General features: G+C 65.7%; 21 protein-coding genes. 4 read left to right on the forward strand and 17 right to left on the reverse strand.

The features are described from left to right. Both PMI15_RS11385 and PMI15_RS11390 read right to left on the reverse strand, forming a co-directional pair. Positions 1 to 701, reverse strand: a 701-nt coding sequence (locus tag PMI15_RS11385; protein WP_007868489.1) for an alpha/beta fold hydrolase, incomplete at its 3' end; no start/stop codon positions are given. Further along, positions 701 to 1,696, reverse strand: coding sequence for a tripartite tricarboxylate transporter substrate binding protein (locus tag PMI15_RS11390; RefSeq protein ID WP_007868492.1), 996 nt, complete (start codon positions 1,694 to 1,696; stop codon positions 701 to 703). The genes PMI15_RS11390 and PMI15_RS11385, both read right to left, overlap by 1 nt. Positions 1,697 to 1,791: 95 nt before the next feature. Between PMI15_RS11390 and PMI15_RS11395 the strand changes: the two genes are divergently transcribed. Beyond that, positions 1,792 to 2,772, forward strand: a complete 981-nt coding sequence (locus PMI15_RS11395; protein ID WP_007868493.1) for a LysR family transcriptional regulator — start codon at positions 1,792 to 1,794, stop codon at positions 2,770 to 2,772. On the opposite strand, the gene PMI15_RS11400 is transcribed toward PMI15_RS11395, so the two are convergent. From PMI15_RS11400 to uvrC, 3 genes are all read right to left on the reverse strand, one after another. Next, complete coding sequence (locus tag PMI15_RS11400) at positions 2,714 to 3,595, reverse strand: DMT family transporter (protein ID WP_007868494.1); 882 nt, start codon at positions 3,593 to 3,595, stop codon at positions 2,714 to 2,716. The two genes, PMI15_RS11395 and PMI15_RS11400, sit on opposite strands and share 59 nt — an antisense overlap. A 70-nt stretch (positions 3,596 to 3,665) precedes the next feature. Next, the gene (gene pgsA / locus PMI15_RS11405; RefSeq protein WP_007868495.1) at positions 3,666 to 4,232 is read right to left on the reverse strand and encodes a CDP-diacylglycerol--glycerol-3-phosphate 3-phosphatidyltransferase; all 567 of its coding nucleotides are present in this window, start codon (positions 4,230 to 4,232) and stop codon (positions 3,666 to 3,668) included. 105 nt (positions 4,233 to 4,337) lie between these two features. Next, complete coding sequence (gene uvrC, locus PMI15_RS11410; protein WP_007868496.1) at positions 4,338 to 6,317, reverse strand: excinuclease ABC subunit UvrC; 1,980 nt, start codon at positions 6,315 to 6,317, stop codon at positions 4,338 to 4,340. A 64-nt stretch (positions 6,318 to 6,381) separates the two neighbouring features. Here uvrC and earP point away from each other — a divergent pair, with 64 nt between their 5' ends. The 3 genes from earP (at position 6,382) to PMI15_RS11425 (ending at position 9,161) form a co-directional block, all read left to right on the forward strand. Further along, positions 6,382 to 7,515, forward strand: a complete 1,134-nt coding sequence (earP, locus tag PMI15_RS11415; protein ID WP_007868497.1) for an elongation factor P maturation arginine rhamnosyltransferase EarP — start codon at positions 6,382 to 6,384, stop codon at positions 7,513 to 7,515. A gap of 117 nt (positions 7,516 to 7,632) precedes the next feature. After that, positions 7,633 to 8,187, forward strand: coding sequence for an elongation factor P (efp, locus tag PMI15_RS11420; protein ID WP_007868500.1), 555 nt, complete (start codon positions 7,633 to 7,635; stop codon positions 8,185 to 8,187). Positions 8,188 to 8,297: 110 nt separating this feature from the next. Continuing rightward, a complete protein-coding gene (locus PMI15_RS11425; RefSeq protein WP_007868501.1) occupies positions 8,298 to 9,161 on the forward strand; it encodes a TIGR00730 family Rossman fold protein in 864 nt (287 codons plus the stop codon). On the opposite strand, the gene PMI15_RS11430 is transcribed toward PMI15_RS11425, so the two are convergent. The 12 genes from PMI15_RS11430 to PMI15_RS24030 all read right to left on the reverse strand — a co-directional run bounded on the left by PMI15_RS11430 (position 9,139) and on the right by PMI15_RS24030 (position 21,385). Further along, positions 9,139 to 10,350 carry an MFS transporter gene (locus PMI15_RS11430; protein ID WP_007868503.1) on the reverse strand — a complete coding sequence of 404 codons (1,212 nt, stop codon included), beginning with the start codon at positions 10,348 to 10,350 and terminating at the stop codon, positions 9,139 to 9,141. The two genes, PMI15_RS11425 and PMI15_RS11430, sit on opposite strands and share 23 nt — an antisense overlap. Before the next feature lie 24 nt (positions 10,351 to 10,374). Continuing rightward, positions 10,375 to 11,727 (reverse strand): DNA recombination protein RmuC, encoded by a 1,353-nt coding sequence (gene rmuC, locus PMI15_RS11435; RefSeq protein WP_036838584.1) that lies wholly within the window; start codon positions 11,725 to 11,727, stop codon positions 10,375 to 10,377. Positions 11,728 to 11,771: 44 nt separating this feature from the next. Beyond that, positions 11,772 to 12,758, reverse strand: a complete 987-nt coding sequence (locus PMI15_RS11440; RefSeq protein ID WP_007868507.1) for a D-glycerate dehydrogenase — start codon at positions 12,756 to 12,758, stop codon at positions 11,772 to 11,774. Between the two features lie 7 nt (positions 12,759 to 12,765). Next, a complete protein-coding gene (locus PMI15_RS11445; RefSeq protein ID WP_007868509.1) occupies positions 12,766 to 14,058 on the reverse strand; it encodes a citrate transporter in 1,293 nt (430 codons plus the stop codon). A gap of 36 nt (positions 14,059 to 14,094) precedes the next feature. Next, positions 14,095 to 15,291: a nicotinate phosphoribosyltransferase gene (pncB, locus tag PMI15_RS11450; protein ID WP_007868511.1), complete on the reverse strand. Its 1,197-nt coding sequence runs from the start codon at positions 15,289 to 15,291 to the stop codon at positions 14,095 to 14,097. Positions 15,292 to 15,390: 99 nt separating this feature from the next. Continuing rightward, a complete protein-coding gene (locus PMI15_RS11455; protein ID WP_007868513.1) occupies positions 15,391 to 15,747 on the reverse strand; it encodes an FKBP-type peptidyl-prolyl cis-trans isomerase in 357 nt (118 codons plus the stop codon). Between the two features lie 74 nt (positions 15,748 to 15,821). Then, complete coding sequence (locus PMI15_RS11460) at positions 15,822 to 16,478, reverse strand: ABC transporter ATP-binding protein (protein ID WP_007868516.1); 657 nt, start codon at positions 16,476 to 16,478, stop codon at positions 15,822 to 15,824. Continuing rightward, entirely contained in the window at positions 16,471 to 17,229 is a 759-nt protein-coding gene (locus PMI15_RS11465) for an ABC transporter ATP-binding protein (RefSeq protein WP_007868519.1), read from the reverse strand. The genes PMI15_RS11460 and PMI15_RS11465 overlap by 8 nt, the downstream gene beginning before the upstream one ends. Further along, positions 17,229 to 19,112: an ABC transporter permease gene (locus PMI15_RS11470; protein ID WP_036838587.1), complete on the reverse strand. Its 1,884-nt coding sequence runs from the start codon at positions 19,110 to 19,112 to the stop codon at positions 17,229 to 17,231. The genes PMI15_RS11465 and PMI15_RS11470 overlap by 1 nt, the downstream gene beginning before the upstream one ends. 120 nt (positions 19,113 to 19,232) lie before the next feature. Then, entirely contained in the window at positions 19,233 to 19,979 is a 747-nt protein-coding gene (locus tag PMI15_RS11475; protein WP_007868527.1) for a nitroreductase, read from the reverse strand. Beyond that, on the reverse strand, positions 19,976 to 20,419 hold the full coding sequence (locus PMI15_RS11480; protein WP_007868536.1) for a thioesterase family protein: 444 nt from the start codon (positions 20,417 to 20,419) through the stop codon (positions 19,976 to 19,978). Before PMI15_RS11480 ends, PMI15_RS11475 begins: the two co-directional genes overlap by 4 nt. 6 nt (positions 20,420 to 20,425) lie before the next feature. Beyond that, positions 20,426 to 21,385 carry an NAD(P)H-binding protein gene (locus PMI15_RS24030; protein ID WP_007868539.1) on the reverse strand — a complete coding sequence of 320 codons (960 nt, stop codon included), beginning with the start codon at positions 21,383 to 21,385 and terminating at the stop codon, positions 20,426 to 20,428. Positions 21,386 to 21,425: the final 40 nt, after the last annotated feature.

The raw sequence follows: 21,425 nt of genomic DNA on the forward strand, positions 1-21,425 counted from the left end.
GCCCCCAGCCGCAGGCCGGCAGCGACGTCGGCGCGGTCATGCACCAGGTCGATGCCGGCGGAGGCCCGGTAGTCTTCGCAGATGCTGGCGGCGGTGCCGGGGATTTGTGCGCAGCGCTCATATTCGGCCAGCGCGGCCGGCGCGAATGCGGCCAGGCCGGCATGGCGCTTGCCCATCACGCTGCGCACGTAGCGCACCGGGTCGGATTCAATCAGCGCCTCCGGCAAGGGCGGCGGCTGAATCAGGAAGAACCAGTGCCAGTAGGCGCGCGCAAAAACATCCGTGGTGTTGCCGTACATGGCGAGCGTGGGCGCGATGTCCAGCAGCATCAGGCGCTCCACCGCATCCGGATGGTCGGCCGCCAGGCGATGCGCAACGCGCGCGCCGCGATCATGGGCCAGCACCTGGAAACGCGAAAACCCGCAGGCCTGCATGACGGCCACCGCATCCTGCGCCATGGTGCGTTTCGAATAGGCCTGATGGTCCGCGTCGCTCGCAATCCGTACCGAATCCCCGTAGCCACGCAGGTCCATCATGACCACGGTAAACACCTTGGCCAGTTCACCGGCCACCGCATGCCACATGGCATGGGTTTGCGGGTGGCCGTGCAGCAGCAGCAAGGGTGCGCCTCTGCCGCCCTGCAGGGTGCGCAGCCTCCCTGCCGGCCCTTCTATGTCGCGTTGGGAAAATCCTTCGAACATCAATCGGCCTTGATTCCTTTTTGTGCCACCAGCTTGTTCCAGCGTTGGTATTCTGACCGGATCAAGGCGTCGGACTGCACTGGCGTCTGCGGCCATGCGTCAAAACCCTCACGCGCCAGGCGCGCCCGGACCTCGGGCGCATTCAGCGTCTCGTTCAGGGACTGGTTGAGCTTGCCAAGCACGTCTTGCGAAACGGCGGCCGGCGCGCTCACCACAAACCATGTTTCAAATACATAGTTCGCCAGCCCGGCTTCGGCCATGGTCGGCACCTCGGGCAGCATGGGCGAGCGCCTGGGGCCTGTCACCGCCAACGCCCGCAGCTTGCCACCCGCCACATGCTGCTGCGCGGCGGAAAGCACGGGAAAGCTCATATCAACCTGTCCGGAGATGGTATCGACCAGGGCCGGCCCGCCGCCCCGGTAGGGAACGTGAAGAATGAAGGTTTTCGATTCGGCCTTGAACAATTCGGCCGCCATGTGAAAAGTGCTGCCGGTGCCAGCCGAGCCGAATGACAGTTTTCCAGGCCGGGCTTTGGCGAGCGCCACCAGCTCGCGAACAGTCTTGGCGGGCACCTGGTTGTTGAGCACCAGCACATGCTGCGACGTGGCCACGGTGCCAACCGCTTTAAGGTCTTTCAACGTGTCAAAGGGCAACCGGGCAAATAGCGACGGATTGATGGCCTGCGAAACCGTATTGAGCGACAGCGTGTAGCCGTCCGCTCGCGACTTGGCGACGGCATCCATGCCAAGGTTGCCGGAGGCACCAGCCCGGTTGTCCACCACCACCGGCTGCCCGAGGCGCTTGCCCCATTCGTCCGAAATCAACCTGGCCGCGATGTCGGCGCTCCCGCCCGGCGCATAGGGCACCACCAACCGAATGGGCTTGTCGGGAAAGCCCTGGCTCCAGGCCGGGGCTGCAATGCACGCCAAGGCAAGCCAGGAGGCGCGGCACACCAATGAGCGGCACAGCTGGTGATGAAGGTCCATGAATGGCATGCGAGTCTCCTGTTCGTTGTGGGACTCATTCTGGCTACCGCATCGCCTTGATTCAAGCAATAATCTGGCAATCAATTATTTCCTTTAAGGCATGAATGGATCGCAGCGACCTCGAACTGGTTTTGGCCGTGCGGGACGGCGGTAGCCTGAGCGCCGCCGCGCTGGCTCTGGATGTAGCGCCGCCGGTCGTGACCAAACGGCTAGCCGCCCTGGAAGCCCAACTGGGGCAGCGCCTGTTCCAGCGCACGACACGCCGGGTCAGCCCCACGGCCGAGGGAGAGACCGTGTGCGAGCGCGCGAGGGTCCTGCTGCAGGGATTCACATCGCTCGAATCGGAGTTGCAGGAGCGCAAGGCTGAGCCCACGGGACTGATCCGCCTCGTCGCGACTTTCGGTTTCGGGCGCTTGTGGCTGGGGCCTGCGCTTTCCGGTTTTCAGGAGCGTTACCCGCGCATCGAAATCCAGCTGCAACTCACCGAACAATTGCCCGACCTGGCGCTTGAAGGCTTTGACGGCGCGATCTGGCTCTGGTCGGTCGAGGGTCGGCAGGCTGCCCAATGGGTGTCACGCCGCCTGGCGCGCAACCAGCGCGTGCTGGTGGCCTCGCCCCGCTACATCAAGCAGCACGGCGCGCCTGCCGACCTGCAGGCGCTGCAGGACCATGCCTGCCTGATCGTGCGTGAAAACGGCAACACCGCGGGACGGCGTTTTGACGTCTGGTCCTTGCACCGGGAGCGCGACAAGGTACCGGCGCGCGTGCGCGTCCACGGCCCGCTGGCCAGCAATTCAGGCGAACTGGTGCGCGACTGGTGCCTAGAAGGCCGCGGCATCATGCTGCGCAGCCTGTGGGACATCGCGCCGCAGCTGGCCTCGGGCGAGCTGCGGCGCGTTTTACCAACCTATTCGATGCCCGATGCCGACATCCACTGGCTGGCGCCCTACCGCACCGACCAGCCCCGGCGCATCCGGCTGCTGATAGACCACCTGGCCGCGCAATTCCAGGACACGCCCTGGAAAACTACGCGGCCGGCCGCGGCTTCGCGGGCCGCACCACGAGGCTCACGCCCAGCGCCGTAAGCGCCGTGCCCAGGATGGTGGCCGTGGTGATGGATTCGCCAAAAAGCGCCCAGGCCATCAGGGCCGTGGTGGGCGGCACGAGGTAAAGCAGGCTGGTCACCGCGGTCGCCGCGCCGCGCTGGATCAGCAGGTAAAGCAGCGAGCTGCCGCCCAGCGTCAATGCCAGCACCGACCAGGCCATGGCGCCCAGCAAATGGACGTTCCAGTTGATCGCCTCGGTTTCGAACAAGGCCAGCGGCAGCGTCACCACCAAGGCCGCCGCCAGCTGGATGGCATTGGCCGTGCGCACATCGGCCGGCTGGACAAAGCGCTTTTGATACAGCGTGCCGGCCGTGATGCAGAACAGGGCGAACACGGTGCAGGCCAGCGTCAATGCGCTGACCTCCTGGCCGATACCGAATTTGCGCGACACCACCAGCAGCAGGCCGCCCAGCCCGAATGCCAGGCCTGCCCACTGGCGCGGGCTGACCCGGGCCTGCGCGTTGCCGGCATCGCCCGAGGACATCCACGACACCCACAGCGCCGTGAGCACGGGCTGAAGCCCGACGATGAGCGCCGTCAGGCCCGAACCCATGCCGGCCTTCATCGCGCTCCAGATGCCCCCCAGGTAGCCCGCATGCATCAGCAAGCCGGTGATCGCCAGGTGGCCCCACTGCGCACGCGTCCTGGGCCAGGCGGCCCGGGCCAGCACTATCCAGACCAGGAAACAAACAATGGACAGGAAATAGCGTATGGCCAGGAAGGTCAACGGCGGGGCGTAAGGCAGTCCGTATTTGGCGACGATGAAGCCGGTGCTCCAGATCACGACAAACACGGCGGGCATGGCCCGGATCAAGGCACCCGGGGAGGAAGAGACAGAACTCAAGGAGGGCAGCTTTAGGGGGACGGCGGGGCTACTTGGCGCGCGCGCGGATTTCCGGAATGGCTTTTTGCAGGTAATAAATCATGGACCAGACCGTGAGGATGGCGGAGATCCATATCAGCCAGGTGCCCCAGACATGCGTGTTGACCACGCCGAAGAGAACGCCATCGAACAGCAAAAAGGGAATGGCGATCATCTGCACCGTGGTCTTGACCTTGCCCAGCATGTGCACGGCCACGCTTTTGGTCGCCCCTATCAGGGCCATCCATTCGCGCAACGCCGAGATTGCGATTTCGCGGCCGATGATGATGAGAGCCACAAACACGTCGGCCCGCTGCAGGTGCACCAGCACCAGCAAAGAGGCGCACACCAGGAATTTATCGGCCACCGGATCCAGGAAGGCGCCGAAGGATGATGTCTGGTTCAGCTTGCGCGCCAGAAAGCCGTCCAGCCAGTCGGTCGCGGCGAAGACCACAAACATCACGGTGGCGATCAGGTTGCGCTCAGTGGGCGCCAGGTTCAGGTAGAACACCCCCACGATCAGCGGAATCGCAACAATGCGGGTCCAGGTCATCAGCGTGGGGATAGTCAGAAACATGACCCGATTTTGGCATGAGCCGCACCAAGCCCGCCGGGCACCGGGTCAAAGCGCACCAAAACGGTGGTTTTCGTTGCTCAAATACGTCTGGCACCCAATGGCGCATCAATGCAGCGCGCGGTAGATTTCCTCGGCCAGGTCCCTGGAAATGCCGTCCACCGTGGCGATATCTTCCGCGCTGGCCGAGGCAATGCCGCGAATGCCGCCAAAGCGCTGCAGCAGGCTGGCGCGCCGTTTGGGGCCTATGCCCGCAATGTCCTCCAGCTTGCTGCCGCCCACCCTGACCTTGGCGCGCTTGGCCCGCATGCCGGTGATGGCAAAGCGGTGGGCCTCGTCGCGGATTTGCGCGATCAGCATCAGCGCGGCCGAATCCCGCCCCAAATAAACCTTGTCGCGCCCGTCGGCAAACACCAGCTCTTCCAGGCCGACCTTGCGGCCCTCGCCTTTTTCCACGCCGGCGATCAGCCCCAGGTCCAGCCCCAGTTCCTCGAACACCTCGCGCGCCATCGAGACCTGCCCCTTGCCGCCGTCGACCAGCACCAGGTCGGGCAGCTTGGCCTCGCCATTGCGCGCGGCTTCGGCCAGGCGGGTGTAGCGGCGCGTCAGCACCTGGCGCATGGCGGCGTAGTCGTCGCCGGGCGTGATGCCCTCGATGTTGTAGCGGCGGTATTCGCTGTTGACCATCTTGTGCTCCTGGAACACCACGCAGGAGGCCTGTGTCGACTCACCGGCCGTGTGCGAGATGTCGAAGCACTCGATGCGCAGCGCGTCGAGGTTGTCGAGCGGCAAGTCCAGCGCCTCGGCCAGCGCGCGCGTGCGCGCCTGCTGCGAGCCCTGCTCGGCCAGCAAACGGGCCAGTTGCAGGCCGGCATTTTTCTGCGCCATCTCCAGCCAGATGCGGCGCTGCTCGCGCGGCTGGTGGATGGCCGTGACCTTGGTGCCGGTCTGGGCGCTCAGCGCCTCCATCAATTCCTTGTCCACAGCCTCGCTGCAGACCAGGGTGGGAGGAACCGGCACGTCGATGTAGTGCTGCGCGATAAAGGCTTCCAGCACCAGGGCCTCCAGCGGCTTGGCCTCAGGCACCGCAGCCGTCGCGGCCTGCCCGGCCTCCGTGCCGGTCTCGGCATCGAGCGCCGCGACGTCAGCCGCGTTCTCGACATGGCTCGGGAAGTAAGCCCTATCGCCCAGGTGGCGGCCACCCCGCACCATGGCAAGGTTGACGCAGGCCTTGCCGCCCTGCACTTTCACCGCCAGGATGTCGACGTCCTTGTCGCCGCCAATTTCCATGGACTGCTGGTGCAGCACCTTGGACAGCGCCGACATCTGGTTGCGCAGTTCGGCGGCCTGCTCGAACTCAAGCCTGTCGGCATGGGCCAGCATTTTTTTCTCGAGTTCGGTCAGGATGTCCTGGGCCTGGCCCTGCAGGAAGCGTTCGGCGTTGGCGGTGTCCAGCGCGTACTGCTCGGGCGACACATGGCCGACGCAAGGGGCCGAACAGCGCTTGATCTGGTACAGCAGGCAGGGCCGGGTACGGTTGTTGAACACCGTGTCTTCGCAGGTGCGCAGCCGGAACACCTTTTGCAGCAGCAAGATGGTGTCCTTGACGGCCCAGGCACTCGGGTAAGGCCCGAAGTAGCGGTGCTTTTTCTCGACCGCGCCGCGGTAGTAGGCAATGCGCGGGAACACCGCGGCCGCCGGCGCCTCGCCTTCCACGGGCGGTCGCGCGCCGGTCAGCTTGAGGTAGGGATAGCTCTTGTCGTCCCGAAACAGGATGTTGTATTTCGGGTTCAGCGTCTTGATCAGGTTGTTTTCCAGCAGCAGCGCTTCGGCCTCGGAGCGCACCACCGTGGTCTCCATGCGGACGATCTTGGTCACCATGTGGCCTATGCGCGTGCCGCCGTGATTCTTCTGGAAGTAGTTGGAGACCCGCTTCTTGAGGTTGCGCGCCTTGCCGACATAAAGCACGCCGCCCTCGGCATCGAAGTAGCGGTAGACGCCGGGCAAGGCGGGCAGCGCGGCCACTTCGGCCAGCAGCTCGGGCGCATGTCCGGAGCTCGGCTTGTCAACGGAGGGATGTTCAGGCATTCCCCTATTTTGCCGTGTAGCGGCGCTTTGGGGCGGCAGCATCCGCTGCATCACAATACCCGCCATGGCTGCCGCGCGCGTTTGGGACATTTTTTGCAAAGTCATCGACAACCTCGGAGACATTGGCATCTGCTGGCGCCTGGCCGCCGACCTGGCCTCGCGGGGCCACACGGTGCGGCTCTGGGTGGACGATGCCTCGGCCCTGCGCTGGATGGCGCCGGCCGGATGCGAGGGAGTTCACGTGCTGCCCTGGCCGCAGGATGGCGAGCCGCTGGACCTTCAGGCCGCCGGGCTTGCGCAACAGCCGACCGATGTGCTGGTCGAGGCCTTCGGCTGTGAAATAGCACCCGAGTTTTTGGCCGCCTGCGCCGGTGCCGCACAGGCAAGCGGCCGCAAGCCCGTCTGGATCAACCTCGAATACCTGTCCGCCGAGGACTATGTCGAGCGTTCCCATACCCTGCCCTCGCCCGTGCAAAACGGCCCGGCGGCCGGCTGGACCAAGTGGTTTTTCTACCCCGGCTTCACCGACAACACCGGCGGGCTGCTGCGAGAGCCCGGCTTGCTGGAGCGGCAAGCGCAGTTTGACCGCGCCGAATGGCTTCAAGCCCATGGAATCCCCAGCGAGGGACAAACGCTGGTATCCCTGTTCTGCTATGAACCCCCGGCGCTGCAAAGCCTGCTCGCGCAATTCGCGCGGCAGGGCTTGCAAGGCCGGCCGGTGCGCCTGCTGGTGGCCGCCGGACGCGCGGCCGCCGCGGTACGGGCCCTTGCCGGCAATCACCCTGGCCAAACCGGGGACACGCAGCTTTCGATTTCCTACCTGCCCTTGCTGGCGCAGACGGAATTTGACCACCTGCTCTGGGCCTGCGACCTCAATTTCGTGCGCGGCGAGGATTCGGTGGTGCGCGCGCTCTGGGCCGGCAAGCCTTTTGTCTGGCAGATTTACCCCCAGCACGACGACATCCACCTGGCCAAGCTCCAGGCCTTTCTGGATTGGCTGCAGGCGCCGCCCTCCCTGCGCGCGTTTCATGCCGCCTGGAACCGCCGGGAGGCCCCCCAAAACGCCGCGACGGGCCCGTGGCCCCCACCCGCCGACCTGCCCGCCTGGCAGGCCGCGACCCGGGCGGGCCGAGCCCGACTGGCGGCCCAGGACGACCTGGCGACCCGGCTGCTCGGCTTTGTGGCAAAAAAACGTTAAAATCATGGGCTTTGCAGACCAGCCCGAAGACCGACCAGGTCTTGGCGTCCTGCACAACCCGCCGCGGAACCTGCACACCGGTGCAAGCGTTTAGCGGCCTACCTCAGTGAAACTGCTATGAAAATCGCTCAAGAAATCCGCGCCGGCAACGTCATCATGCACGGCAAGGACCCGATGGTGGTCCTCAAGACCGAATACAGCCGCGGTGGGCGCAATTCCGCCACCGTGCGCATGAAGCTCAAAAGCCTGGTCGCCAACTTCAACACCGAAGTCGTGTTCAAGGCCGACGACAAGATGGACCAGATCGTCCTCGACAAAAAGGACTGCACCTACTCCTACTTCGCCGACCCGCTGTACGTCTGCATGGACTCCGAATACAACCAGTACGAAGTCGAGGCCGAAAACATGGGCGACTCGCTCAACTACCTGCAGGACGGCATGGAGCTGGAAGTCGTGTTCTATGACGGCAAGGCCATCTCGGTGGAACTGCCCACCAGCGTGCAGCGCGAAATCACCTGGACTGAACCCGCTGTCAAGGGCGACACCTCCGGCAAGGTCCTGAAACCCGCCAAGATTGCCACTGGTTTTGAAATCGGCGTGCCCATCTTCGTGGCCCAGGGCGACGTGGTTGAAATCGACACCCGCACCGGCGAATACCGCAAACGCGTGTAAAAACCGCTTCAGCACCCGAAAAAGGCTCCTCATGGAGCCTTTTTGCTTTCTACTTCCCGCGCCAGTGCCGCGAAAAGCAGCCGTCCTCCCCGATCGTTGACAATAAGCCCATGGAACAAAAACAGGATCTATCCGTCAGCCGCCTGGCCAACGCCTGGGCGGCGCTGCAGGCCCACGCCAGCGAAGGCAACCCCCTCGAAGCAGACGCGTCCCGCCTGGCCTTTGCCGACCCGGAATTCCTGCTGCGGCGCGAAACCCGCGGCATACGCTTCCAGCTGGAGCTGCTCAAGCCGGACCTGGAACAGCAGGCCCACGGCATTGAAAACACCGTGGTGGTGTTCGGCAGCGCCCGCTTTCGCAGCGAAGAGGATTCCGCCCTGATGGTGGCCGAGGCCGAGGCCGGCGGCGACCCCGAGGTGATAGACCGCGCGAAAAAATTGGCGCGCAACGCCCATTACTACGAAAGCGCCCGCGCCTTCGGCAAGCTGGTGGCGCAGTACAGCGACGACAAGCCGCCGGAAACCAAGCTCTTCATCTGCACCGGCGGCGGCCCGGGCATCATGCAGGCGGCCAACCGCGGCGCGCATGAGGCCGGTGGCCTCAGCGTCGGCCTGGCCATCGTGCTGCCCATGGAAGAGGCGGCCAACCCCTACGTGCCGCCTGAACTCTCCTTCAAGTTCCACTACTTCGCGCTGCGCAAGATGCATTTCATGATGCGCGCCAAGGCCCTGGTGGTGTTTCCGGGCGGCTTCGGCACGCTGGACGAGCTGTTCGAGGTCATCACCCTGGTGCAGACCCGCAAGGCCAAGCCGGTGCCCATCATCCTGTTCGGCAGCAGCTACTGGAAGCGCCTGCTCAACACCGAGATGCTGGTGGAAGAAGGCGTGATCTCGCCGAACGACCTCAAGCTGTTCCAGTACGTTGACGACCCGCAGGTCGCCTGGGACCTGATCAAGGACTTTTACCGTCTTTGATGTCGCCGTGCCCGCCGTGGGCCGGCATGCTGTCCTTCAGTAGCCAGGCCGCGCGCGAGCCCGCGCCCACCATCGCACCGGTGGTCCAGAACACGCCGGCAATCCCGATCAGCGCGCCGGCTGAACCGAACAGCATGGGCATAACCACGCTGGAGGCATTGATGGCCATCAGCCGCAAGCCCAGCGCCTCGCCGTGGCGCGCCTCGGGCGTGATCTGGTGCAGCATGCTCATGACCATGGGCTGCACCATGCCCAGCGCCAGGCCCAGCAGGATGGAGCACAGGCCCATGCCGATGGCAGAGTACATCAGCGGGTAGATGCCGAACAGCAGCGCCGTCACCAGCATGGACACCGCCAGCACTTTCCATTCGCGCAAATGGGCGGCCACCAGCGGCATCACCATGCGGATCAGCGCCGCGGCCACCGCGAACGAACCCAGGATGGTGCCGATCACCGAGGCGCTGATGCCGCGTTCAAAACCGAGCACGGGCACCACAAAGGTATGGACGTCCCAGCAGGACGACAAAAACCAGTTCACCAGCATCAGGCGGCGGAAGGTGGCCTGGCGCAGCAAGTCCCACGCCCTGGGCTGCGGGCCGCCGCTGGCGGCGATCACCGGCGGCAGCTCCCGCGTCTTGCGCACCAGGAACCAGCAGGCCAGCGGCAGTATCGCCATCAGCAAAAACGCCGCGCGGTAGCCCGAGGTGCTGCCGGGCACGGCACCCACATGGTCGATCAGCAGGCCGGCCGAAAACGGCCCGATGAAATTGGACACCGCCGGGCCTATGGCAAGCCAGCTGAAGACCTGGCGCAGCTCCAGCGCGCCGACCGCCGCGCGCCCGACGTGGCGCTGCAACGAAATCACCGCCGCGCCGGTGGCGCCGCCCGTGAGCAGCGCCGCCAGGCACAGCACCGGGAACACCGGAAAGGCCACCGCCGCCCCGGCCCCCAGCACCGCGGCGAACACGCTGTAGCGTATGGGGCGCCGCAGGCCGTGCCGGTCGGCAAATCGACCGGCCGGCAACGCCAGGAAAACCTGCGTCAAGGCAAACAGCGCGAGCAGCACACCGACCGCCGCGGGGCTGTAGCCTTCGCGCAGCGCCAGCAGGGGCGCCGCCATGCGTGTGCCGGCCATGCAGGCATGCAGGCAGATCTGCGCCAGGATCAGGCGTGCGAGTTCAGGCGTCATGCGGCGCGGCTCATGCGCGGTGCATCAGGGGTTGTCCAGGTCTTTATCAAGGGGGTCCAATGGAAGCAGGCGGGCGGATTCGATTTCGGGCAGCGCTTCGACGTTGCGCAAGGCCTTGCCCATGACGCGGCTGCGCTGTTCGGCGCTGCTCAGCGTATTGAGGACGGTTTCGGTCTGGGATTTGACCTTGGCCAGCACGTCGCCGAACTTGCCGAATTCGGTCTTGACCGCACCCAGCACCTGCCAGACTTCGCTGGAGCGTTTTTCCAGCGCCAGCGTGCGAAAGCCCATTTGCAGGGAGTTGAGCATGGCCAACAGCGTGGTCGGACCGGCCAGCGTGACACGGTGGTCGCGCTGCAGGAATTCCATCAGGCCCGGGCGGCGCAGCACTTCGGCATATAAGCCCTCGGTCGGCAGGAACAGGATGGCGAAGTCAGTGGTGTAAGGCGGGTCTATGTATTTATCGGAGATGGCCTTGGCCTCCAGGCGTATGCGCGTCTCCAGCGCCTTTCCGGCGATTTCCGCGCCCAGCACGTCGGCGCGCTGCTGCGCGTCCAGCAGGCGCTCGTAATCTTCGTTCGGGAATTTCGCGTCTATCGGCAGCCACAGCGGCTCGCCTGAATCGGAGCGGCCCGGCAGTTTGATCGCGAAGTCGACCGGGTTCTTGCCGCCGCGGCGCGTGATGACCTGGGCCGCGTACTGGTCGACGGTGAACACCTGCTCCAGCAGGGCCGAAAGCTGCGCTTCGCCGAAAATGCCGCGCGTTTTCACATTGGTCAGCAGGTGCTTGAGGTCGCCCACGCCTTGCGCCAGCGTCTGCATTTCGCCCAGGCCCTTGTGCACCTGCTCCAGCCGGTCGGCCACCTGCTTGAAGCTTTCGCCCAGGCGGGTTTCCAGCGTGGTCTGCAGCTTTTCGTCGACCGTCTTGCGCATCTCGTCGAGCTTGGCCGAATTGGTCTGCTGCAGCTGCGCGAGCTGCTTTTCCAGCGTCTCGCGCACTTCACCCATGCGCCTGGCATTCGATTCGCTGACCGATTGCAGCTGCGTGCTCAGGGTATCGGACAGCGTTTTTTGCAGCAAGGTGAGCTGCTGCGCGAACGCGTCGATCTGGGTGTTCTGCGTGCGGGTGGCTTCGGCGCTTTGCTGCACCAGCGTTTGCTGGAAGGTGGCGAAGGTTTTCGCCAGTTCCTCACGGCTGTTGCGCGCGTTGTCGCCGATCTCGCGGCGCAGCTCGCGCTCCAGCTTGTCGTGGCCGGCCGCGATAGCTGCGAGCAACTCGGCGCCGGCGCCGGGAGGCTGGCCGGGCTTGCGCAGCAACAGCCACACCAGCAACAGCAGGTTGGCCGCCAGCAAGGCGATGATCAGCCAGTTTTCCATCATGTGTACATTGTCCGCTTGCTGCTTCTGCTTGCTTGATTGGCTTATTTTCCGGCCAGTACTGCGGGATTCAGCGGGGTCAGCGGCTTCTTGCCGCCGAAAAACGCGATCAGGTTGTCGGCGGCCAGGCTGGCCATGGCCATGCGCGTGGGAATGGTCGCGCTGGCGATGTGCGGGGTCAACACCACATTGGGTACCGTCAGCAGGTCCGGGTGCACCTTGGGCTCGCCCTCGAACACGTCCAGCCCGGCGGCCGCGATGCGCTTGTCACGCAGGGCCGCGGCCAGCGCGGCATCGTCCACAATGCCGCCGCGCGCGATATTGATCAGCGTGGCCGTCGGCTTCATCAGCGCCAGCTCAGCCGCCGCGATGCTATGGTGCGATGCCGGCGAATACGGCAGCACCAGCACCAGGTGGTCGGCCGTCTTCAAAAGCTCTTCCTTGCCGACGTAGCTGGCCTTGCATTCTGCTTCGAGCGCCGGGTCCAGGCGCGAACGGTTGTGGTAAATCACCTTCATGCTGAAACCGTGGGCGCCGCGTTTGGCAATGCCCTGCCCTATGCGGCCCATGCCCAGGATGCCCAGCGTCGCACCGTGGATGTCGGAGCCGGCGAACATGTCGTAGCTCCATTTGGTCCATTTGCCGGCGCGCAGGTAGTGTTCGCTCTCGGTGACGCGGCGCGCGGTGGCCATCAGCAGCGCGAAGCCGAAGTCGGCCGTGGTTTCGGTCAGCACGTCGGGCGCGTTGGTGGCCAGCACGCCGGCCGCCGTCATCGCGTCGATGTCGAAGTTGTTGTAACCCACGGCCATGTTGGCGCAGATTTTCAGGCCCGGGCAGGCGGCCAGCACCTCCGCGTCAATTTTGTCGCCGCCGGTGGTGAAGGCGCCGTCCTTGCCCTTGAGGCGCTCGGTCAGCTGAGCCTTGGACCAGGTCTCATCGCCCTGGTTGGATTCGACGTCGAAATGCTGCTCCAGGCGGGCGATGACTTCGGGGAACACGGCGCGCGCAACGAGGATCTTGGGTTTGCTCATGGTGGTCTCAGGGTGAGGTGAAAGATGATGCTAGCGATTCGGGGGCAGAATAAGCAGCCGATGTAACAGGTGAAATGCCCGCAGCTTGCCGCACGCGGGGCGCGTCGGGGTGCCAGCCCAGCACGGCCAGCAGCACGAAGAAGCCGGCCACATAACCCAGCGCCACATGCCAGCCACCCTTGAGCCATGCGGCTACCGACCTGGCCTCGGGGTACATATTGGCCAGCGCCACACCGGCCGACGAGCCGAACCACAGCATGCTGCCGCCGAAGCCCACGGCATAAGCCAGAAAGCCCCAGTCGTAGCCGCCCTGGCGCAGGGCCAGCGCCGTGAGCGGAATGTTGTCGAACACCGCGCTCACAAAACCCAGGCCGAAAGCGGTTTGCCAGCTGGCGGCCGGCAGGTGCTGCACCGGCATCATGGAAGCGCACAGCACCAGCGACAGCAGGAACACGCTGCCGCGCGTGGCCTCGGGCAGCAGGCCCCAGTTGGAGCGGCGCCAGGGCGTGGTCAGCGCGATCGCCGCCCACACGGCGAGGCCTATCACCGGAAGCCGCTCCAGCACCGCGGGATCGCGCAGGTTGAAGTACACATTGGCGGCCACCGCCGACAGCAGAATGATGGCAACAATGCCCAGGCGAGCCCAGTGCAGCTGCGCCCCCGGCGCGGCGTCCTTCATGATGGGCTGCAGCGCGTGCTGCTGGCGCGCGGCGACCACGCCGAAAATGGCCAGCGCCACCACAGCGCCCACATAGGACTCGAAGACCTGGCCGGGCGAGACACCCGCAATCCACATCATGGTGGTGGTGGTGTCGCCCACCACGCTGCCCGAGCCGCCCGCGTTGCTGGCGGCCACGATGGCAGCCAGGAAGCCGATGTGCACCCGCTTGCGGTAGAGCACGGACGCCATGGTGCCGCCTATCATGGCCGCCGCGATGTTGTCGAGAAAGCTGGAGAGCACAAAGACCAGCAGCAGCATCACGAAGCCGCCCTTCCAGTCATCGGGCAGGTAGCGCGGCAGCAGCGCCGGGATGCCGCTTTTTTCGAAATGGTCGGACAGCAGCGCGAAACCCAGCAGCAAGCCCAGCAGGTTGGCCAGCGTCACCCATTCGTGCGCCAGCAATTGCAGTAGGCCGCCCAGGCCGGGCGTGCCGGAAAAATCGCCCAGCGCGAGTTTGTAGAGCGTGATCACCGCCAGGCCAGTCAGCGCCACCTTGAGCGTGTGCCGGTGCAACAGCGCCACTCCGAGCAGCGTCAGGCCGAACAACACAAAATCAAGAGGGATACCTGCAATAGCCACGCGCTGGTTCTGGATAAAAGATAAGTAAGCGGTCGATTATGCCGGTGAGGCGATTTCAAACACCTGGCGCAGGTAGGCCAGGTATTTTTCGTCGTCGCACATGTTCTTGGATGGGGTGTCCGACAGTTTGGCCACGGGCTGGCCGTTGCAGCGGATCATCTTGATGACGATCTGCAGCGGCTCGTAACCGAGGTCGTTGGTCAGGTTGGTGCCTATGCCGAAGGCCAGCTGGCAGCGGCCCTTGAACTGGTGGTACAGCTCTATGGTGCGCGGCACCGTGAGGCCGTCACTGAAGATCAGCGTCTTGGTTTTGGGGTCGACCCGGTTTTTGGCGTAGTGCGCGAGCATGCGCTCGCCCCACTGGAACGGGTCCCCGCTGTCGTGGCGCGCGCCGTCGAACAGCTTGCAGAAATACATGTCGAAGTCGCGCAGGAAAGCGCTCATGCCGTAGACATCGGACAGCGCGATACCAAGGTCGCCGCGGTATTCCTTGGCCCACGATTCAAAAGCGAAGACCTGGCTGTCGCGCAGCCTGGGACCCAGCGCCTGGCAGGCCTGCAGGTATTCGTGCGCCATGGTGCCCAACGGCGTGAGGCCCAGTTTCATCGCGAACAGCACGTTGCTGGTGCCGGCGAACTGCCCCTGCACCCCCGTGCCGAGGCGCCCGGCCAGCGTGCGCAGCACTTCCTCGTGCCAGGCCTTGCCGAAGCGGCGGCGTGTGCCGTAGTCGGCGATCTTGAGCGCGCCCAGGCCCTCGGCCTGCAGCTCGCCGATCTTGGTGTCCAGCCGCCTGCGGCCTTCGCCGAAGTCGGCCTTTTTCTGCGTGTTGCGGAAGTAGACCTCGTTGATGATGGCCAGCACCGGGATCTCGAACAGGATGGTGTGCAGCCAGGGGCCCTTGATGGAGACCTCGATCTCGCCCGAGGGCAGCGCCGTGACGTTCACGTATTTTTCATTGAGGCGGAAGATGCCGAGGAAGTCGACAAAGTCGCTCTTGATGAAGCGCATGGCCTTGAGGTAGGCCAGCTCGGCATCCTGGAAACGCAGGTTGCACAGGCCTCGGATTTCCTCGCGTATCTCGGTCACATAGGGTGCCAGGTCGCCTATGCCAGTCGCGCCGGCGTTGCGGCACTTGAAGCGGTACTCCACCTCGGCGCCCGGAAACTGGTGCAAGACCACCTGCATCATGGTGAACTTGTACAAGTCAGTGTCGAGCAAACTGGTGATGATCATGGAGAACGCTTGAAGGCCGCGGCGCCGGGGCGCCTTGGCGGTTAATCAGGTGAACAAGCCCGCTGCAACCCTGCAGGCGGGCATCCAACGCGCGCCGGCTCAGGTACCGAGGAAATCCACTTCAAACAGCAAGGTGGCGTTCGGTGGAATCACGCCGCCGGCACCGCGCGCGCCGTAGCCCAGCGCGGCCGGAATGATCAGGCGGCGCGTGCCGCCCACCGACATGCCCTGCACGCCCTCGTCCCAGCCGCGGATGACCTGGCCCGCGCCCAGCGAAAACTCGAAAGGCTGGCCGCGGTCCTTGCTGGAGTCGAACTTGGCGCCCTGCACGCCGTCGTTGTAAAGCCAGCCGGTGTAGTGGACCTTGACGTTCTGGCCCGCCTTGGCGATGGCGCCGGTGCCCAGCACGGTATCTTCGTACTGCAGGCCGGAGGCGGTGGTGGTGATGTTGCTCATGGGGGTCCTTTGAAGGAAGGGAGGATTAAAAAGAGGAGGAAAAGAGAGAAAACGGGAAAGAAGCGGGTCTTTCTTCACGAACCCCTGACTTTACCCGCAACCAGCAAAACCAGCCTGTCAGCGCGGGCAGCCAGCAGCTGGTTCTGCTCGGCCACCAGCAGGCCCAGACCTTGCCGGCGCAGCGCCAGCAGCGCGTCGCGAATCGCTTCCACCAATACGGGGGCAATGCCCTCGCAAGGCTCGTCCAGCAGCAGGAGGCGCGGGCCGGTCATCAGCGTGCGGGCAATCGCCAGCATCTGCTGCTCGCCCCCGCTCATCTGGTCGGCGCGGCGTCCCAGCATGGTCTTGAGCGCGGGGAACAGGTCCAGCGCCCTGGCCTCCTGCGCCTGCAGGTCACGGCCCGCCGCGATGTGCAGGTTCTCGCGCACCGTGAGTTCGGTGAACAGCCGCCGGTCTTCGGCGACATAACCCAGGCCGGCCTGGGCCCGGCGATGGGTGTCCCAGCGTTCAATCGCCGCCAGGCCCGTGCCCTGCGGGCCCGCCGGGTCGCGGTAGCGGATGTGGCCATCGGTGCGCACTTCCAGGCCCATGACGGATTTGAGCAACGTTGACTTGCCGGCGCCGTTCAGGCCCTGCAGCACCACCAGTTCACCGGGCGCCACCCGCAGCGACACCTCGAACAAGGCCTGCGCCGGGCCGTAGAAGGCATTGAGTTTGTCGACCTCAAGCATGGCCCGTCCCCTCACCGCCGGCCTGGCCCAGGTAGCGGCTGCGCACCACGGCGTCGCGCGCGATCTCGTCGAACGAGCCTTGCGCGGCCAGCCGACCTTCAATCAGCACCAGCACGCGGTCGGCCACACCGGCCACGGCGTCCATATTGTGTTCGGTGTAAAGCACGGCCATGCCCTGCCCTGCCAGTCGCTTGACGAGCTGCATCAGTTCGGCACGCTCGGGCCCGGCCAGGCCGGCAGCCGGCTCGTCCAGCAGCAGCAGTTGCGGCCGGGCCGCTAGCGCCAGGGCCAGTTCGAGCCGCTTCTTCGCGCCATAGGGCAGGCTCAGCGCATCCTGCGCCGCCAGCGCCTGCAGGCCGGTCTGCTCCAGCAAGGCCAGGGCCGGCTCGCGCGCCTGGCCGTCCAGGCGCCTGAAAGCGGAGACGGCCCGCAGGCCCAGGCGCGCCTGAATGGCCAGCTGCACGTTCTGCAGCACCGTGAGCGCTTCAAACACCTGGGCCACCTGGAAGCTTCGCGCCACGCCCAGCCGCAGCCGCGCCTGCGGACTGAGCCCTTGCAGCGCCTGGCCGTTCCAGACGATGTCGCCGCCCGTGAGCGGGTACTGGCCGGCGATGCAGGCAAAGGTGGTGGACTTGCCGGCGCCGTTGGGGCCTATCAAGGCCACGCACTGGCCCGGCCCCACCTCAAAGCTCACGCCGTCCACGGCGCGCAGGCCGCCAAAATGCTTGGCCAGTTGTTGGACCTGCAGCATCAGGCGCTCCTTCCAGGGCTGCGCCGCCGCCAGGCGCCGGCAAGCCGCGGCAGCAAGCCCAGCAGCCCCGAGGGCGAGGCCACCATGATCAGCATGATGAAGACACCCAGCAGGCCGCGCCAGTAAGTCACTTCGCGGCCCAGCTCGGCCCCGGCGTAGCTCAGCACCATGCTGCCCACCACCGCGCCCCAGAGCTGGTGCACACCGCCCAGCAAAACCACCAGCAAGGCATCGACGGACGTGGAGACCGACGCGAGCGAAGGAAACACCGCGCCCTTGTGCGCGGCGAACAGGCCACCGGCCAGGCCAGCGAGCACGGCACTCTCGACAAAAATCCGGTATTTGAGCCAGTTCACCGCGAGCCCCGAGGCCGAGGCGCGCAAAGGCGCGTCGCGCAGGGCCTGCAGCGCCGCCCCCATGACCGAACGCGCCAGAAAACGCAGGGCCGCCACGGACAACAGCGCCAGCCCCAGCAGCAGCGCGTAAAACACCGGCCGGCCTTCGTCGCCGACCAGCGTGAGGCCTATCAGGCCGTTGTCGCCGCCGGTGAGTTCCACCCACTGCGTGGCGCCGGCCCAGATCACCTGCGCGAGCGCCAGCGACAGCATGGCCAGATACACGCCGCTGCTGCGCACCACCGCCGCGCCGAACACCGCGGCCACCGCCAGGGCCGCGCCGCAGCCAGCGGCGAGTGCCAGCGGCAGCGAAGCGCCCCAGAGGCTGTGCGAGAGCGCGGCGCCATAAGCGCCCAGCGCAAAAAAGGCGGCGTGGCCAAAGCTGACCAGGCCGCCCAGCGCCATCATGGACTGCAGGCTGATGCCGAAAATCACGAGGATCAGCGCATCGGCCGCCAGCGCCTGCCAGTACGGCCCGCCGGCCCAGGCCAGGCAGGCCAGCAACAGCACGGCGGCCGCGATGGCCGACGAGCCGGCCGCGCCCACACCGAGGCCCCGGAACTTCTGGGCCGCCTCGCGCACGCCGCTGCCGGCCTCCTGCGCCGAGACCGCCTTGCCGTTGAGCCCTTGGGGGCGGAACACCAGCACCACGGCCATGGTCAGGAACACGATGACCAGCGTGGCCTGCGGAAACACGTTGATGCCGAAGGCGTGGACCAGCCCGATCAGCAGCGCCGCCACAAAGGCCCCGCCTATGCTGCCCAGCCCGCCGGTGACCACCACCACAAAGGTTTCCACGATCACGTTCATGTCCATTTGCAGGTGGGCGGGCTCGCGCGGCAGCTGCAGCGCGCCGGCCAGGCCCGCCAGCGCGCAGCCCAGCACCACGGCGCCCAGCATCAGCGGGCGCGGATTGACGCCCAGCGCCGCGAGCATGGAGCGGTCCTGCGTGGCCGCGCGCAGGCGCTGGCCGAAACGCGAGCGCCGCAGCAGCAGGTGCAGGCCCAGCCAGACCAGCGGGCCCAACGCGATCATCGCGAGCTGGTAGACCGGAAAAAACTCATCGCCGATTTGCACCGAGCCCTTGAGGCCGGGAAAGCGCGGCGCGAACACCTCGTCGGGGCCGAAGCCCCATTGCATCGCGTCATGCATCGCCAGCGTCAGGCCGAAGGTGGCGACCAGCTGGTACAGCTCGGGGGCGTCGCTCATGCGCCTGAGCAGCAAAAACTCCGCCGCGGCGCCCGCCAGGCCCGCGCAGGCCGCGCCCATCAGGATCGCCAGCAAGTACAGCGGCGCGCTTTCGCCCCAGGCCGGAAACCAGTGGGTGACCCAGTGCGCCGTGAACAGCGCGCCCAGCATGAAAAAACTGCCGTGCGCGAAATTGACGATGCGGGTCACGCCGAAGATCAGCGTGAGGCCCGCAGCCATCAGGAACAGCGTGGTGGCGTAAGACAGTCCACCGAGCAGCTGGACCACGGAAAAGGTCACGCCTTCAATTCCGTGCAGGAAGGGAAGGCGCTGCAATTTTCCGCCGGGCCGCCCCAAGGAAAATTAGCCCCCTTGGGGGGCAGCGAAGGACACGCAGTGCCGAGCGTGGGGGCCATGCAGTCAGTCCAGCCAGGTCGTGAACTCGGTGGCCGGCACGCGCGGTGTCCTGAAGGTATTGACCAGCGCCGCCTCATCGGCATAGCCCAGCGACATGCCGCACACCAGCATCTCGTCAGGACCCGCGCCTATGTGCGGCAGGATGATTTTTCCGAAACCGTTCCAGGCGGCCTGCGGACAGGTGTGCAGGCCGAGGCCGCGCGCGGCCACCATGAGGTTTTGCATGAACATGCCGTAATCCACCAGCGAGCCGCGGCCCATCACGCGGTCCAGCGTGAACATCAGGCCCACGGGCGCGTCGAAAAACTGGAAGTTGCGGTGGTGCTGCGCATGCATCCTGTCCTTGTCGCCTTTGGTGATGCCCAGCAGGCCGTAAAGGCCCCAGCCGTTGGCGCGGCGCCTGTCTATATAGGGCGAGACCCACTTCTCGGGGTAGTAGTCGTATTCCTCTTTGTACTCGGCCGCCAGCGCCGGGTTGGCGTGCAGCGCGTCATGCGCCTGGCAGACCGTGTCGACCAGCGCGTCGCGGCTCGCGCCCTGCAGCACATAGGCCTTCCAGGGTTGGGTGTTGGTGCCCGAGGGCGCGCGGCTGGCAAGCTCCAGCAGGTGGGCAATGGTTTCGCGCGGCACCGGCTTGGGTAAAAACTGGCGTATCGACTGGCGGCTCAGGATGGCTTCGTCGACCGCATTGCGCGCATCGCCGGCCTGGCGCGGGGTGATATAGGAAAGCGCGGGCGGTACCTGGGTCATCGCAGGGTCTCCAATACGGAAAGCAGTTCGGGCGGAAGCGACGCCGGCCGGCGCGTGGCGCGGTCGACATAGACGTGGATGAAATGGCCCCGGGCCGCGCACAGCTGGCTTTCATCGCCGGGGAACAAGGCCACTTCGTAGCGCACGCTGGACGAGCCCACATGCGCCACGCGAATCCCGGCCACCACGGGCTCGGGAAAGGCCAGCGGCGCGAAGTAATTGCATTGGGTCTCTATCACCAGACCTATCACGCCGCCGGTGTGGATGTCGATGGCGCCGTGTTCGATCAGCAGGCCGTTGACGGCGGTGTCGAACCAGCTGTAATAAACGACGTTGTTGACGTGGCCGTAAATATCGTTGTCGGACCAGCGGGTGCCGATGTCGCGGAAAGCTTTGTAGGCGCTACGGGCTTCGGCTTGCGGTCGTGTCGGGGAACTCATGAGGCCTTATTTTGCCAGCGCGGGCCGCACCGGGCTCGCGGGCATCTTTGACCCGATGGCGTGAGGCTCGCGTCCCAGCAATTCGGGCAAGCGATTCGGCACAGGGATGTTGTCCCGCTGCAGCAATATCCAGTGCCCGTAAGAAAACGGCGAGAAATGCAGCACATCGCAAGCATGCGCGCCCAGACGTGCCGCCCAGTTGGGCAGCGGCAACTGCAGCGCGCGGGTGTCGGTGTAGTCGGCGCGCAGTTCGCGCAGGTATTCCGCATAGCCATAGCGGCGGCTGCCGCCCAGTTCGACCTCGCGGTGGGCGGCCAGGGACGGCATGGCCGCCAGGGCGGCGAAGGCCAGACCGAGGTCGGTGGCCGTCATGGCCGCGATGCCGCCGCGCGCGCCGCGCGGAATGCCATGCACGGGTGAGCGCGACAGGCCGCGCAGCCAACGCGCGCCAAAGCCGCCCTCGCCGTCGAGCAGCGAGGGCCGCACGATGGCGTAGTCACTGCCTGATGCCGCGATGGCGCGCTCGCCCAGCAGCTTGCTCGACAGGAAGCGGCTTTTGGCGCCTTCGTGCAAACCCAGGGCCGAGGTGTGTATGAAGCGTATGCCCGCCTTGGCGCAGGCCAGGGCCAGCGCCTCCGGCGCGCGGTGGTGCACATGGTCGTAGGACTCATTGGGCCGCTGGCGCAGTATGCCCACGCAGTTGACGACCACATCGACATCCTTGAGCAGCGCGGCCCAGGCATCGGGCAGCAGCAAGTGTTCAAAACGCGCAAGGCGCATGTCGGCAAAGGAATATGCGGCCCGGTGGCGCCCAGGGTGGCGGCTGCCTATGGCGAGCTGCGCGCCCGAAGCATGCAGCGCCGCGACGGCATGGCGGCCGATAAAGCCGGTGCCACCGAGGACGAGGACACGCGCAAGGAAAGGTTTTTCGGGAGGGTCGGGAATATCGGTGGTGTTCGGCGGCATGTTTTTGCTTTTCTATGTCCAGAGGTCGCCGAAGCGAATC

Origin of the sequence: Polaromonas sp. CF318 (assembly GCF_000282655.1) — a bacterium.
In the GTDB taxonomy this organism is placed as follows: domain Bacteria; phylum Pseudomonadota; class Gammaproteobacteria; order Burkholderiales; family Burkholderiaceae_C; genus Polaromonas.